Raw genomic sequence first — 13,693 nt, forward strand, 5'->3', positions numbered from 1 at the left:
CGTGGGCGACCCAATCTGTTGTATCGCTTTACGAAAATGCCGCCACGCTGAGGTAGCACGCGTTAATTATTTTACTTTTTATTATCATTTACCTATGTATGATAACAAAACGGTCATGAGAGAAGGAAAGAGAAGACGGCATGATTCAGGGGAACACAGATTCGGATCGCTATTCCATCAGGACGTCGCTTTTTGGCCTGCTGGTGCTGGCGCTGGGCATGGGGATTGGCCGCTTTCTGTATACCCCGATGTTGGCACTGCTGCTGACGGAAGGTCATTTCTCTTTCAGCCAACTGTCGTGGATTGCCAGCGCCAACTATGCTGGCTATCTGGCGGGAAGCCTGCTGTTCTCCTTCGGCCTGTTCCATCTCCCCTCACGTTTACGCCCCATGCTATTGACCTCGGCCGTTGCGACCGGAGGGCTGATCGTCGCCATGTCGGTGTTCACGCAACCCGCCCTGGTGATGCTGATACGTTTTCTGGCGGGGGTCGCCAGTGCCGGAATGATGATTTTCGGCACCATGATCGTGCTGCACCATACGCGCCATCCGTTTGTTATTGCGTCTCTTTTTTCCGGCGTTGGCGCAGGCATTATTCTGGGTAATGAGTATGTCATCGCCGGGATCCAGATGTCGTTGGCCTCTCACGCACTCTGGCTTGGCGCAGGCGCGCTCTCCGGCCTGTTGCTACTGTTGCTGGCCTGGCTGATACCCGGTCGCGCTCACGCGCTGCCCCCTGCGCCACTGGCGACCGCGCGAAATCCCGTCATGCGCTGGTGGCAACTGGCGCTACTGTACGGCCTTGCCGGATTCGGCTATATCATTGTCGCCACCTATTTACCGCTGATGGCGCGTGACGCAGGCTCACCGCAAATCGCCTTACATCTCTGGTCACTGGTGGGTCTGGCGATTATTCCGGGCTGTTTCGGTTGGTTATGGGCGGCAAAACGTTGGGGGGTGTTGCAATGCCTGACGGCGAATCTGATTATTCAGGGCGTCTGCGTGATGCTGACCCTCGCCAGCGACGCGCCGCTACTGCTCATCGTGAGCAGCATCGGCTTTGGCGCCACCTTTATGGGCACGACCTCTCTGGTGATGCCTCTGGCGCGCCAGTTGAGCGTTCCGGGCAACATCAATCTGTTAGGCGTCGTGACGCTGACCTACGGCATCGGCCAGATCGTCGGTCCGATGTTAACCAGCATGCTGGGCAGCGGTTCAGAGGCGTTGACTTACGCCACTCTGTGGGGCGCCGCCGCGTTGTTCCTCGCGGCCACAATCAGCGCAATACAGCTGTATAAACGTTAGCGCCCGCCACAGCGTAAACGGATCAATACCCTCCCCCTCTCCCTAAGCTATGCAAGAAACGCATAGCTCGAAACATACTTGCATTTTCCCCTTTTCCCTATGACTGATAAGGTCATTCAGTTTCAGGCCCGACGTGGCCTGTCGCAGCAAACACACATTATCAAAAAAATAAAACGGGGTTCACTATGGCGCAACAAGGGGAACAAGCGGCCATACCGCTTGCAACGGAACGGGTTGGAATTAAAGGCTATCTGGCATTTTTTCTGACCATCATTTTCTTTTCGGGTGTTTTTTCCGGGAGTGACGGATGGTGGCGCGTTTTTGATTTTAGCGTGCTGAACGGCGGGTTTGGTCAACTTCCTGGCAGTGCAGGGCACGCCACTACGTCATTTCGCGGTGCGGGTGGCACTGGGGCAAAAGATGGCTTTCTGTTCGCGCTGGAACTCGCCCCGTCGGTGATTCTCTCTCTGGGTATCATTGCCGTCACCGACGGTCTGGGCGGGCTGCGTGCGGCTCAACAGCTGATGACCCCGATTCTCAAACCGTTGCTGGGTATTCCCGGTATTTGCTCACTGGCGCTGATCGCTAACCTGCAAAACACCGATGCGGCAGCCGGTATGACTAAAGAGCTTGCACAGGAAGGGGAAATTACCGAACGGGATAAAGTTATTTTTGCGGCGTACCAGACCAGCGGCAGCGCCATTATCACCAACTATTTTTCCTCCGGCGTCGCCGTATTCGCGTTTCTCGGCACCTCCGTGATCGTCCCGCTGGCGGTGATCCTGGTCTTTAAATTTGTCGGCGCTAACCTGCTGCGTCTCTGGATTAACTTCGAAGAACGTCGTCACCCTCTGCAAGGAGCGCAATCATGACCACTCAGGTACGCAAAAACGTCATGGATATGTTTATCGATGGCGCACGTCGCGGTTTTACCATCGCCACCACCAACCTGTTACCTAACGTCGTCATGGCGTTCGTGATTATTCAGGCCTTAAAAATTACGGGCCTACTCGACTGGGTGGGACACATCTGTCAGCCGATCATGGCGCTGTGGGGACTTCCCGGCGAAGCCGCAACCGTTCTGTTAGCCTCGCTGATGAGTATGGGCGGCGCCGTCGGCGTCTCTGCAAGCCTGCTCACGGCCGGAGCCTTAACCGGTCACGACGTCACAGTACTGCTCCCGGCCATCTATCTGATGGGTAACCCGGTACAGAACGTTGGTCGCTGTCTCGGGACTGCCGAAGTGAATGCCAAATACTATCCCCATATCATCGCGGTGTGCGCTATCAACGCATTGCTTTCGATCTGGGTTATGCAGCTTATTGTTTAGTAAGGAGTCATCATGTCTGATTTATCCGCTGCAGAGTTTACTCTGCTGCAGGGGGCGCACCTGTTTGCGCCAGAAGACCGGGGAATTTGCGACGTGCTGCTGGCCAACGGCAAGGTCATTGCCGTTGATAGTGCCATCCCAACAGACATTGTGCCGGACTGTACGGTCATTGATTTACGCGGGCGCATTCTGTGCCCGGGTTTTATCGATCAGCACGTCCATTTGATTGGCGGCGGCGGTGAAGCCGGCCCTACCACACGGACGCCGGAAGTCACGCTGAGCCGTCTCACCGAAGCGGGGATCACCACGGTGATAGGCTTGCTGGGCACCGACTCCGTCACCCGTCATCCGGAATCCCTGCTGGCGAAAACCCGGGCGCTGAATGAAGAAGGGATCACCGCCTGGATGCTGACCGGCGCTTATCATGTTCCTTCGCCGACCATCACCGGTTCCGTAGAGAAAGATGTGGCGCTCATCGATCGCGTTATCGGCGTGAAATGCGCGGTCTCCGATCACCGTTCTGCCGCACCAGGCGATTATCAACTGGCCAGTATGGCGGCGGAATCTCGTGTTGGCGGACTGCTCGGCGGGAAGCCCGGCGTCAGCGTGTTCCACATGGGCAGCAGTAAAAAAGGGCTGCAACCGCTGTATGACATTCTGGAAAACAGCGATGTGCCGATGGGTAAACTGCTCCCGACCCACGTAAACCGCAGCGAATATCTGTTCGATCAGGCGCTGGCCTTCGCGCTCAAAGGCGGCACCATAGATATCACCAGCGGTATTCCCGGCCCGGTGACGCCAGCAGAGGGTATTGCGCGCGCGGTGAAAGCGGGCGTACCGCTTGCCCAGGTCACGCTCAGCTCTGATGGCAACGGCAGCCAACCGCTGTTTGACGCGGCGGGCAATCTGACGGGCATTGGCGTTGCCGGTTTCGACAGTTTGCTGCAAACCCTGCAAGCGCTGGTTAACGACTACGGTTTTACGCTAACGGATGCGTTGCGCCCTCTCACCACCAGCGTGGCGACGTTTCTGAATCTTTCCGGTAAAGGTGAAATCCTCCCCGGTCGCGATGCCGACCTGCTGGTGATGACGCCGGAACTGCGCATTGAGCAGGTTTACGCGCATGGGAAACGGATGGTCGTGGACGGTAAGGCTTGCGTAAAAGGGACGTTTGAGTAGGTCGAAAGGTTGTCAGCCGTTCGAATGAACGTAGAATGCGCAAACGAGCGGCTGACAGGTAAACAGGAATGGACGAGAGTGGTGCAGGTTTGCATAACATTGAAACGAAATGGCTTTATGATTTTCTGACCCTGGAAAAGTGCCGAAACTTTTCTCAGGCAGCGATCATCCGTAATGTCTCACAGCCTGCGTTCAGTCGTCGGATCCGCGCGCTGGAAAGCGCCGTGGGCGTCGAACTGTTTAATCGCCAGATCTCTCCGCTACAGCTTTCTGAGCAGGGAAAAATCTTTCATTCTCAAATTCGTCATCTGCTGCAACAACTGGAAAGTAATCTGACGGAACTGCGGGGCGGCAGCGATTTTACGCTGCGTAAAATCAAAGTTGCCGCGGCGCACTCGCTTTCCCTCGGCCTGTTGCCGGGCGTTGTCAGGGCGATGCCCACGCAGTTTACCTGGTCGGTTGAGGCGATCGATGTCGATCAGGCTGTCGATATGCTGCGGGAAGGACAAAGCGATTTTATCTTTTCTTATCACGACGAAAATCTGCTGCAGGCGCCGTTTGCCAACATTCGTTTGTTTGAGTCGCAACTCTTTCCTGTCTGCGCCAGCAACGAACAGGGGCAACCACGCTATACCCTTGACCAGCCTCACTTCCCCTTGCTGAACTATAGCCGCAACTCCTACATGGGCAGGTTGATAAACCGCACGCTAACCCGCCACGCCGAGCTCAGTTTCAGCACGTTTTTTGTCTCTTCAATGAGTGAATTGTTAAAGCAGGTCGCGCTGGACGGCTGCGGGATCGCCTGGCTGCCGGAGTATGCCATTCGCCAGGAGCTCAGCAGCGGACAGTTGATCGTGCTGGACAATGACGCGCTGGTGATTCCAATCCAGGCATACGCGTACCGCATGGACACGCGCATGAATCCCTTAGCGGAACGTTTCTGGCGGGAACTGCACAACCTTCACGCCGCCCCCTGAACGCCATTCAGGCATGCGCAAACTGTTCCGGCACCCGCGCTGTCTGCGTATCCGGCCAGGACTCATACCATCGAATGGCGGCACGCACCAGTGACGCAGTGGAGTCGATAAAGCGGCAACCAGACGCGTCCTCGTGCCCGGACACGATCAGTGGAATTTCGGTACACCCCATGATAACCATCTGCGCACCACGGGAAATCAGCTGTTCGATTTGTGGCAACAGCAGCTTTTCCGCCGCCGGTTTATCGCCGCTTTTCAGGGCATAAATAGCCTGCATCACCTGCTCCTGCCCCGCATCTTCCGGCGGGATCAGGGTGAGTCCCTGCGCCGTCGCTTTCTTCTGATACAGTCCTGTCGCCAGTGTGGCGTTCGTCGCCAACAGACCTACGCGTTTGACCGACGGAGGAATTTCACCAAGGGTCGCATCCAGAATGCTGATCATCTCAGCCTTTGCCACGGCCCGCAGATCTTCAAACCAGTAATGCGCGGTATTGCAGGGGATCACGATACATTCCGCCCCCGCCTCTTCCAGCATATGCAGATAACGCTCAAGATAGTGATAGGGTGAAGGACCGCCGGATAATAAACAGGCCGTGCGATCGGGAATATCCGGGATAGAGCTCACAATCAGCGGGATATGCTGCTGATCGCAGCTGGCGTCGCGTAAGTAAACAAACTTTTCCAGCATATCCGCCGTCGCTGCTGGCCCCATTCCACCTAAGATCCCAATCGTATGTTTCATCACTTTCTCACTGCTTAGCTTGAGTTCAGAAACACACTATCAGCATGATGTTTAGGTAAAAAATGCCGTTTTATTAGCGGCTATGCGTAAAAATCATAGCCCCCTCTTCCCGGCGGCGACCGGTTGCCACTGTGAACAAAAAGCTTTACACCCTCACAAAAGAGAGAACGCTTAGGCTATCTTTTAAGCGCCTCCATAGCAGCATAAAATAGCGCCGATGTTTCAAGTAGAGGATTGTTGTTATGTTGTTCTGGAAAAAGATGGTGAGAAAAATCGACGCGTTCGCAATGTTGCTCCCACCAGGCTACTTCCGGGTGTAAAACCAGGCAGGCCTGTCACCGACAGGCCTGATTCCCTTTCCCTTCTTTGCTTTTACGCAATCCGGATGTTCTTAACACCACCACCCACATCCGTAGCCAGGTATATCGATACACCAGCGGATGCTGCCACCTGAGTAATGTCAGAAACATAGCGACTCCTTTCTTGCCTCAAGACCTAACGGAATGTCGGCAGCAAGCCAAACACATCCAGAACGACAGTCAGATAGACAATCCCCCCTCCCACAATCACCAGGTTCAGCACCGTGTTGTTACAAGGAGAGGTGTAATGCGCCGTCGCAAAACGTTTACGCGCGGCTTTGACCAGAATAGGCGGTAAGATCACGCTCCAGATGGTAAACGCCAGACCCGCGTAACCAATCGCGTGCACGAAGCCATTCGGGAAGAAGAAACACACGGCCGCAGGTGGGAAATAGGTCACCAGCGCGGTTTTCAAACGCCCCATATTGTCATCCGGGAAGTGAAACAGATCGGCAATATAATCAAACAGACCCAACGTGGCCGCCAACAATGAACTGGCTACCGCGAAATTACCGAAGAATGTCAGGATCAAGTCCATATACCGACTGGTAAATAACCCGCTAATGGCTTCCACAAACACATCGATGTTCCCCCCTTTGGCAATGATGGGAGGAAAGTCCGCACGACTGATATTCCCCATCGTGACCGCCAGCCAAAAGACATACAGCAGCACAGCAAAGAGCGTACCGATGATAATAGAGCGCGTAATGTGCGGGATACCTCGCGTTCCGTAGAGTTTAACCAGGCTCGGAACGTTGCCATGAAAACCAAAAGAGATAATGCAAAACGGCAGCGTCATCAGAATGTACGGAAGGTATTGTGCATTGGGTAGCGCGATCTCAGCACTATCGACTAGTTTAGCCACTTCAATATGACCGACCAGTCCGGAGAAGGTGGCAAAAAACGCCAAAAATTTGCCGATGATAAGAACAGTCGTAATTCTCCCGACCAGCAACGAACTGTACCAGGCAATCACGCCGACCAGCATACTGACAAGAACCACTGAAATATTTGCCGGGAAACGAATACCGCTATATTTGAACACGGTCTGCGCCATCACCGCCGAGGAGCCGGAGATATAAGCGTAAGTTAAGATATACAGCACAAAGCCAAAGGCAATCCCAACGACTACATTCCACTTTTGCCCCAGCAAATCCTGAGTAAACGTATTAAAACTGGCTCCAGCACCATAGTGAAGGTTAACCTCAACCAACATCAGACCGGTTAACAACATCATGATGGCAATAACAATCAGAATGACAGAAGCGCCGGGAAACCATACGCCAGCCATCGCAATAGGAAGAGAAAACATCCCCCCTCCCACAACGGTCGCAATGACAAGCATTGTCCCGCTAATCAATCCGGGGGTACTCTGTCGTTCAATGGCATTAATATCCATAATAAATGTTCCTGTTGACTATTATTTATAATTACGGCTGTCATTTGTACATCTTCGGATAATGAACGTGTTGAAGTCAGGTTTGCATTTTTATTAGTCAGCAAAGAATCGCCGATACGGTAAAGGCTTCCTGTTCTGTGAAAATAAAAACAAAAAGGCCCCAGTTACCTGGGGCCACGAAAAAAATTAAATATAGTCAAAACGCGCGGTGAAGAAGCGTAACTGCTTAGGCTCATAAATGAACTTAAGCCCACGAATATCTTCTTTATGCTGATACAGTTTGATAATACCGTCTGCCACCACATCCATATGTGCATAGGTGTATACGCGGCGTGGGATCGTCAGACGCACCGTTTCCAGTTTTGGACGGTGGTTCTCACCGGTCTCTTTGCTGCGTCCAGCAGAAATAATACCGCGCTCCATACTGCGAACGCCGGTTTCCACGAAAATGCTGGCTGCCAGACTTTGCGCCGGGAACTCATCCTGCGTCAGATGCTCACAGAAACGACGCGCGTCCAGGAACACCGCATGACCGCCGATCGGCTCAACAATGGGTACACCCGCCGCCTTCAGCTTATCGCCCAGGTAGCGAACCTGCTTAACACGGTGCTCAATGTATTCGAACTGCATGGATTCACGCAGACCAATGGCCATGGCTTCCATATCACGGCCCGCAAGGCCACCGTAGGATGGCATCCCTTCGTAAACCACCACCAGCTCTTTGGCCTCGGAGAACATTTCATCGTCGTTCATGCACAGGAAACCGCCGATATTCACCAGACAGTCTTTTTTGCCGCTCATGGTACAACCATCAGCATAACTGAACATTTCATGCACGATATCTTTGATGCTGGTATTCTCGAACCCTTGCTCCTGCTCTTTAATGAAATAGGCGTTTTCTACGCAACGGGTCGCATCGTAGAACACTTTAATACCATGAGCCTGAGTTAATTCTCTGACGGCGCGCATATTCGCCATAGAAACAGGTTGACCGCCAGCGAGGTTAACCGTGACCGCCAGACAAATATAGGCAATATTTTCTGCGCCTTTTTCATCAATCAGTTTTTGCAGTTTATTAAGATCAATATCACCTTTAAATGCGATATTCAGACCTGCATCGTGCGCTTCGTCACGTACGATATCGACAAAGATCGCACCATTTTTTTCCTGGTGATAACGCGTCGTGGTGAAATACATGTTCCCGGCGACATACTGTCCCGGTTTAATTGCCAGTATTGACAGCAGGTTTTCTGCGCCACGCCCCTGGTGAGTAGGCACAATATGTTTAAAACCAAACAGTTCCCGAACTGTTCTTTCCAGGTGATAGAAGTTTTCGCTCCCCGCATAAGCTTCATCACCGATCATCATACCGGCCCACTGTTTATCGCTCATCGCGTTGGTGCCACTGTCTGTCAGCAGGTCGATATAGATATCTTTCGAGTTTAACAGGAAAGTATTGTAACCCGCTTCCTGCATTTTCTGAATGCGCTCATCACGCGAGATCATAGATACAGTTTCAACGCTTTTAATACGGAAGGGTTCTGCCGGATAATTCATTTTGTTTCTCCAGTAAACAGTGATCATGTTCGTATTAATGTGAAGTAAAGCACCCTTATCTCATCAACAGACTCTGAGGAGATATAACTATTCACCGCCTGAACCAGGGGGTGGAAATAATGTAATGGCACTATGCAAGATTTAATTACTGAAGAAAATAGTCCTCGCACCATTAATCATTTCAAATGATAAAGAAAAGTGTAAATGCACGTGATATAAATCACACGTTCTTTTCTTAGCTTTTCATATTCAACAAGTTATTTACCACGCAGTGAATTGCAACGTCCCTTCAGACACTGTAAAAGCAAGAACGAACTGAAAACATAACTTTCCAGCCCCTTTTCAGCTCACAATCTCTATTTTTGAGAGTGGATATTGTGGGATTACGATCACCCTCCACCGTTAATTTCGTGATTAATATCACTAAAAGCGTAAAGTAATTTGTACAAAACAGCGTACTTTCAGAAATCATGATTTACTTCAGAGATCTACTTCACGTTTTTATGCAATGGTTTTGCAATACCAGATCTGACGCGTGAGACAATTAGCGGGAATGGTTTTTAATGACGTGCAATGTCTATTTTCCGACAATATTATTTTCTGGAAATATATTTAAAGGAGCCGATTATATTTTATATCCGTCCTGATTTTATTGCTTTTCCCTGATGATGCATACAGTTACTTATCATTGTACGAGCGTGTCGTGACTCTTCCACTCCACAAATCTCTGTACGCTAAATAATCCCACTCTCCGAATAATTTACTATTTCATAACAATCCCGCTTTATCCGATCATCTGACTTTAGAAAAACAAAACAATTAACAAAATAACAACAATAAAAATCCACCTGCGTGAAACCAAAGATCGTCGTTTTATTTTGAATGCCACCGATATCACCAATAAGACGTATTTCAAATGAATGTGCATCGCATTATTTGCGATAAAGAACACAAAATTTAACCACCATTGGCGAAAAAACTTGCTGTTTAACCTAAAACCCTTAACGTAGCGAAAAATTGGTTTATACCAGATTGGTGAGAATGAAAGACAAAAGCTATGTAGATATCATCCGGGAGCGCCTGGAAAGGTGGTTGTCTGAGACAAATCTGGCTGCGGGTTCACGACTTCCTTCAGAGCGGGAACTCTGTGAATTGCTCGATACCCGCAGGATGACGCTGAGACAAGTGTTACTGGAGCTGGAGGTGGCATCCATCATCTTCAGGAAAAATCGTAGCGGCTGGTTTATTGCGCCCAAGCGTTTCATCTATAACCCAAAGGCGCAGTCCAGCTTTAATGCCGAAGCCCGCGCCCAGGGGCGACTTCCGTTTTGGGGGTATCTGGAAGAAGAATTGTGCGAAGCACCGCCTTCCAGTGTGGTGAAGGCGTTCTCTGAAAATACCAGCAGTTATCTCATCACTGGCTGGTGTGGTCTTGACGGACATAAGGTTTTTTATCATGAGTCCTACATTGACGCCGACTTCGCCCCTGATTTTGTTAATAAAATCAACAACCAGTCATTTGCCGAAGTCTGGGAAAGAGAATTCAGTCAGTTCCTGAGTATAAAGAGCATGGTATTTAAACCCGTAAAAATACCTGATCAGGCATGCAAAGAGTTGGGTGTTGCACCAAATTCTTTCGTCATTCTGGTCGAAAAACACCGGGCAACACGAGAAAAAAGAGTGGTTCAGGTTGACTTTGAGTACTGGAGACTGGAGTCCGTTGAACTCTATATCAAAGATGAATGAGGGTGAAAATGAAAACAACAGACAGGGTGTGCCTCGCTGAGCGAGCCAGCAATATCCCCCTATATTTGCATGCCTATGCATTTCATTTAAATATGCGGTACGAACGGATTCTGCCAGGTGATCTACTGGATATTGCTCATCAGCATCAATTACAGGGTGTGAAGATTCATGTTGAGGATGGTGAAACTCAGGCCTTACAAATGTTGAGTGACCATCAGTTATTTGATTTCAGGAAAAAAGCAGAAGACTACGGTCTGGATGTTAACATTGAAACCAGCGCATCAGATAAAAAAACGCTGGACGATGCGATCAGGATTGCCCGTGCGACAGGCGCTTCATCCGTCCGTTTTTACCCTCGCTATGAGGGGCATCTGCAAGACGTCATGGAAAAGATAGCGTTAGATATACAATATTTATCTCAGTTTGATGATTGCGGCTTAACATTCACAATAGAGCAGCATGAAGATCTGAAAGGAGAAGAACTGGTCAGCTTAGTAAAACAGAGCGGGATGAAGAATCTTTCAATACTTTTTGACTTCGGCAATATGATTAATGCCAATGAAAAGCCGCTCGACGCCCTGAAAGTCATGGCACCGTACATAACGCAAGTGCATGTAAAAGATGCCAAAATCATCCAGGATGGTTCCGGCTGGGCACATGAAGCGTGCCGCTCCGGGCATGGGGATTTACCCATGGAGGCGATGCTGAGAGAATTATTGCTGCTGGGAGAAGACAAGCCGCAGGTCATCTCTTTCGGCCTTGAGGAAGAAGTCGATTACTTTGCTCCCGCTTTCCGCTTCGACGATGAGGGAGATAACCCGTGGATCCCCTGGAGAACCGCGAGTTATACACCATTACCTGATGCTGATAAGGTTGATGCGCGCCTTGCTCAGGAATCAGAACACGCAATAGAACAAATTCACTATGTCAGAAACATATGCAATAAGTTTATTAACGAGAATTAATTTAAATATTATAAATTAATCTAACACAACGATAATTACATCAACTTTCTTATCGCTTTGATATGTATCAATAGCGGATATGGAAGGTTATTCCCTCTATGCTTTTAAGTAAGTGAAGGTATAACTATGTTCATGAACAAGTGGGCACGACTGTGCTTTTTAGTCCTCGGTGGTGGAACAATATTTAAGCTTTCCAGCATGAAGGACGTATTTTATGTCCCGATGCAAAATGACTGGGGTTTAACCAATACACAAATTGGTCTCGGCTTCACTGTATATACCATTATCCAGACAACAGGACTGTTTCTTTCCCTTTATATTGCTGACCGTTATTCCAAGAAAATACTCTTACCCTTTGGGTTGATTGGCGTTGGACTCTGTGGATTGTATTTATCCACACTGCCTTCATTCACCGGTTATCTGCTCTGTTTTGCGGCAATGGCCTTCTTTGGCGATGTCATTTTCTGGCCCGTATTGTTGAAAGCCGTACGCCTGCTGGGGAAACAGGAAGAACAGGGACGCATGTTTGGTTTCCTGGAAGCCGGTCGTGGTGTTGTGGATGTGATTGTCGCCTCTGGCGCCTTGTTTATTTTTGTGCAGTTCGGCGAAGGTAAAGCAGGTATGCAGGCGGGTCTGCTTTTCTACACGTTAATCACGCTCACCGTCGGTGTTATTACCTATTTCATCGTGGGGGATGATGACAAAGTCACCGCTCGCGATAACAGCAGTGCAAATCTGGAAGTTCTCAAGGGCATCAAACATGTTCTGACCTGCGCTAACGTATGGCTGGCCGCATTTGGTATCTTCTTTGTGTACGCCGCGTACTGTGGATTAACCTACTTCATCCCTTTCTTAAAGGATATCTATATGTTACCGGTAGCCCTTGTTGGGGCGTACGGTATCATCAACCAGTATGCGTTAAAAATGGTCGGCGGCCCGATTGGCGGATTCCTTGCCGATAAAGTCACTAAATCGCCAACGGTCTATCTGAAATGGACGTTCCTGATCGCGGCGATTGCCATGATCCTCTTCATTCAGTTGCCTCACGAGTCTATGAACGTGTATGTCGGGATGGCGGTGACGTTAGGCTTTGGCGCCATTATCTTCTCCCAGCGCGCTATCTTCTTTGCGCCGATGGATGAGATCGGTATCTCACGCCAGTACAGTGGTTCTGCGATGGCATTTGGTTGCATCATCGGCTACATGCCAGCCATGTTTGCCTACACCCTGTATGGCTCGCTTCTGGATAACTTCAAAGGCATTACCGGCTATAACTATGTCTTCAGCGTGATGGTGGTATTCAGCCTGCTGGGCTTCGTGTGCTCCACTCTTCTGGCCAGAAGGATTAAGCAACAAAAAATGGCGTTAGAAGCAACGTCAGCATAATTGAGTTATTGATGACTTTTCTTCCCTGAACGTAAAAAAGAAAGTAAGGGTCGTTAGTTTTATGCTTAAAAATGGCAGCCGGGTGATCCTGCTGCCATTTCTCCCCTCAAAAATACGGCGTTGTTTTAGGATTTCAGAGCCGTATTGCTTTTCTGATTACGCCAGACGGGTGTCGCTTTTGTCAGCCAATAGTCCACGCTGACATATTTCCCGCCACCGTAGATCAGCAAAACTAGCAGCATGATGAAATAAGTGGTAGAGAATTCAATACCGTTATTCAGGATAATCGGATCGCCCAGTTGCGTAATATAGTTATACCGACCGGGGAAGTTTTCCATCAACCACTGGAGAAACGCCGTCATTCGCTGACTGGATTCCATGCTGTTACTGGCGATAGCCAGCCAACCGTGCGACCAGTGAACCATCAGGCTGGCGACGCTCATCACGACGATCATTGGGATGGCGATGATCCGCGTGAAAAGCCCCAGCGTAATACAAATCAACCCCAGCACTTCAGTCGACGTTGCCAGAAACGCCAGCAGCCAGGGAAACGGAAGCCCCAGTCCGCCTTCTGCTGTCGGTTGTGCAAACCAGGCCACCGTGCCGCTAAATCCCATGACCTTGGAGTGTGCGCCAGCAAAAATCACCGGAATTAAAAAAAGGCGGATAAGCAGCAGCGCAATAAAGTCTGCTTTCTTTATTTTTGATATAACGAGCTTGTACCACGAAATTACGTTTATCCACATAGC

13 protein-coding genes are annotated in these 13,693 nt (G+C 50.0%); 8 read left to right on the top strand and 5 right to left on the bottom strand.

Going from position 1 to position 13,693, the window contains the following annotated elements:
• Nucleotides 1–140 precede the first annotated feature (140 nt).
• The 5 genes from JM656_RS18735 to hypT all read left to right on the top strand — a co-directional run bounded on the left by JM656_RS18735 (nucleotide 141) and on the right by hypT (nucleotide 4,790).
• The gene (locus tag JM656_RS18735) at nucleotides 141–1,304 is read left to right on the top strand and encodes an MFS transporter (RefSeq protein WP_203359058.1); all 1,164 of its coding nucleotides are present in this window, start codon (nucleotides 141–143) and stop codon (nucleotides 1,302–1,304) included.
• A 185-nt stretch (nucleotides 1,305–1,489) separates the two neighbouring features.
• The gene (locus JM656_RS18740; RefSeq protein ID WP_203359059.1) at nucleotides 1,490–2,176 is read left to right on the top strand and encodes a YjiH family protein; all 687 of its coding nucleotides are present in this window, start codon (nucleotides 1,490–1,492) and stop codon (nucleotides 2,174–2,176) included.
• Entirely contained in the window at nucleotides 2,173–2,634 is a 462-nt protein-coding gene (locus JM656_RS18745) for a YjiG family protein (RefSeq protein WP_162380735.1), read from the top strand. The genes JM656_RS18740 and JM656_RS18745 overlap by 4 nt, the downstream gene beginning before the upstream one ends.
• 12 nt (nucleotides 2,635–2,646) lie before the next feature.
• On the top strand, nucleotides 2,647–3,813 hold the full coding sequence (gene iadA, locus JM656_RS18750; protein ID WP_203359060.1) for a beta-aspartyl-peptidase: 1,167 nt from the start codon (nucleotides 2,647–2,649) through the stop codon (nucleotides 3,811–3,813).
• A gap of 68 nt (nucleotides 3,814–3,881) precedes the next feature.
• On the top strand, nucleotides 3,882–4,790 hold the full coding sequence (hypT, locus tag JM656_RS18755) for a hypochlorite stress DNA-binding transcriptional regulator HypT (protein ID WP_203359061.1): 909 nt from the start codon (nucleotides 3,882–3,884) through the stop codon (nucleotides 4,788–4,790).
• 7 nt (nucleotides 4,791–4,797) lie between these two features.
• Here the strand turns inward: hypT and JM656_RS18760 are convergent, their stop codons facing one another.
• From JM656_RS18760 to JM656_RS18770, 4 genes are all read right to left on the bottom strand, one after another.
• Nucleotides 4,798–5,532: an aspartate/glutamate racemase family protein gene (locus JM656_RS18760; RefSeq protein ID WP_203359062.1), complete on the bottom strand. Its 735-nt coding sequence runs from the start codon at nucleotides 5,530–5,532 to the stop codon at nucleotides 4,798–4,800.
• Nucleotides 5,533–5,867: 335 nt separating this feature from the next.
• Nucleotides 5,868–6,002, bottom strand: a complete 135-nt coding sequence (locus tag JM656_RS22445; protein ID WP_255565705.1) for a hypothetical protein — start codon at nucleotides 6,000–6,002, stop codon at nucleotides 5,868–5,870.
• A 25-nt stretch (nucleotides 6,003–6,027) separates the two neighbouring features.
• On the bottom strand, nucleotides 6,028–7,290 hold the full coding sequence (locus tag JM656_RS18765; protein WP_203359063.1) for an aromatic amino acid transporter: 1,263 nt from the start codon (nucleotides 7,288–7,290) through the stop codon (nucleotides 6,028–6,030).
• Between the two features lie 186 nt (nucleotides 7,291–7,476).
• The gene (locus tag JM656_RS18770) at nucleotides 7,477–8,847 is read right to left on the bottom strand and encodes a tyrosine phenol-lyase (protein ID WP_203359064.1); all 1,371 of its coding nucleotides are present in this window, start codon (nucleotides 8,845–8,847) and stop codon (nucleotides 7,477–7,479) included.
• A gap of 1,041 nt (nucleotides 8,848–9,888) precedes the next feature.
• On the opposite strand from JM656_RS18770, the gene JM656_RS18775 reads away from it, so the two are divergent.
• The 3 genes from JM656_RS18775 (at nucleotide 9,889) to JM656_RS18785 (ending at nucleotide 12,944) form a co-directional block, all read left to right on the top strand.
• Nucleotides 9,889–10,593: a GntR family transcriptional regulator gene (locus JM656_RS18775; RefSeq protein ID WP_203359065.1), complete on the top strand. Its 705-nt coding sequence runs from the start codon at nucleotides 9,889–9,891 to the stop codon at nucleotides 10,591–10,593.
• A gap of 8 nt (nucleotides 10,594–10,601) precedes the next feature.
• Complete coding sequence (locus JM656_RS18780; protein ID WP_203359066.1) at nucleotides 10,602–11,558, top strand: sugar phosphate isomerase/epimerase; 957 nt, start codon at nucleotides 10,602–10,604, stop codon at nucleotides 11,556–11,558.
• A gap of 132 nt (nucleotides 11,559–11,690) precedes the next feature.
• Nucleotides 11,691–12,944 carry an MFS transporter gene (locus JM656_RS18785; protein WP_203359067.1) on the top strand — a complete coding sequence of 418 codons (1,254 nt, stop codon included), beginning with the start codon at nucleotides 11,691–11,693 and terminating at the stop codon, nucleotides 12,942–12,944.
• Nucleotides 12,945–13,069: 125 nt separating this feature from the next.
• Here JM656_RS18785 and JM656_RS18790 read toward each other — a convergent pair whose 3' ends face one another.
• Entirely contained in the window at nucleotides 13,070–13,690 is a 621-nt protein-coding gene (locus JM656_RS18790) for a DoxX family protein (RefSeq protein ID WP_203359068.1), read from the bottom strand.
• Nucleotides 13,691–13,693 lie beyond the last annotated feature (3 nt).

It is taken from the genome of Citrobacter sp. R56, from assembly GCF_016811995.1.
Lineage (GTDB): Bacteria > Pseudomonadota > Gammaproteobacteria > Enterobacterales > Enterobacteriaceae > Citrobacter_D > Citrobacter_D enshiensis.

Coding starts and splice junctions, on each gene's coding strand:
- JM656_RS18735 (WP_203359058.1), top strand. CDS start 141: ATGATTCAGGGGAACACAGATTCGGATCGCTATTCCATCAGGACGTCG.
- JM656_RS18740 (WP_203359059.1), top strand. CDS start 1,490: ATGGCGCAACAAGGGGAACAAGCGGCCATACCGCTTGCAACGGAACGG.
- JM656_RS18745 (WP_162380735.1), top strand. CDS start 2,173: ATGACCACTCAGGTACGCAAAAACGTCATGGATATGTTTATCGATGGC.
- iadA (WP_203359060.1), top strand. CDS start 2,647: ATGTCTGATTTATCCGCTGCAGAGTTTACTCTGCTGCAGGGGGCGCAC.
- hypT (WP_203359061.1), top strand. CDS start 3,882: ATGGACGAGAGTGGTGCAGGTTTGCATAACATTGAAACGAAATGGCTT.
- JM656_RS18760 (WP_203359062.1), bottom strand. CDS start 5,532: ATGAAACATACGATTGGGATCTTAGGTGGAATGGGGCCAGCAGCGACG.
- JM656_RS22445 (WP_255565705.1), bottom strand. CDS start 6,002: ATGTTTCTGACATTACTCAGGTGGCAGCATCCGCTGGTGTATCGATAT.
- JM656_RS18765 (WP_203359063.1), bottom strand. CDS start 7,290: ATGGATATTAATGCCATTGAACGACAGAGTACCCCCGGATTGATTAGC.
- JM656_RS18770 (WP_203359064.1), bottom strand. CDS start 8,847: ATGAATTATCCGGCAGAACCCTTCCGTATTAAAAGCGTTGAAACTGTA.
- JM656_RS18775 (WP_203359065.1), top strand. CDS start 9,889: ATGAAAGACAAAAGCTATGTAGATATCATCCGGGAGCGCCTGGAAAGG.
- JM656_RS18780 (WP_203359066.1), top strand. CDS start 10,602: ATGAAAACAACAGACAGGGTGTGCCTCGCTGAGCGAGCCAGCAATATC.
- JM656_RS18785 (WP_203359067.1), top strand. CDS start 11,691: ATGAACAAGTGGGCACGACTGTGCTTTTTAGTCCTCGGTGGTGGAACA.
- JM656_RS18790 (WP_203359068.1), bottom strand. CDS start 13,690: ATGTGGATAAACGTAATTTCGTGGTACAAGCTCGTTATATCAAAAATA.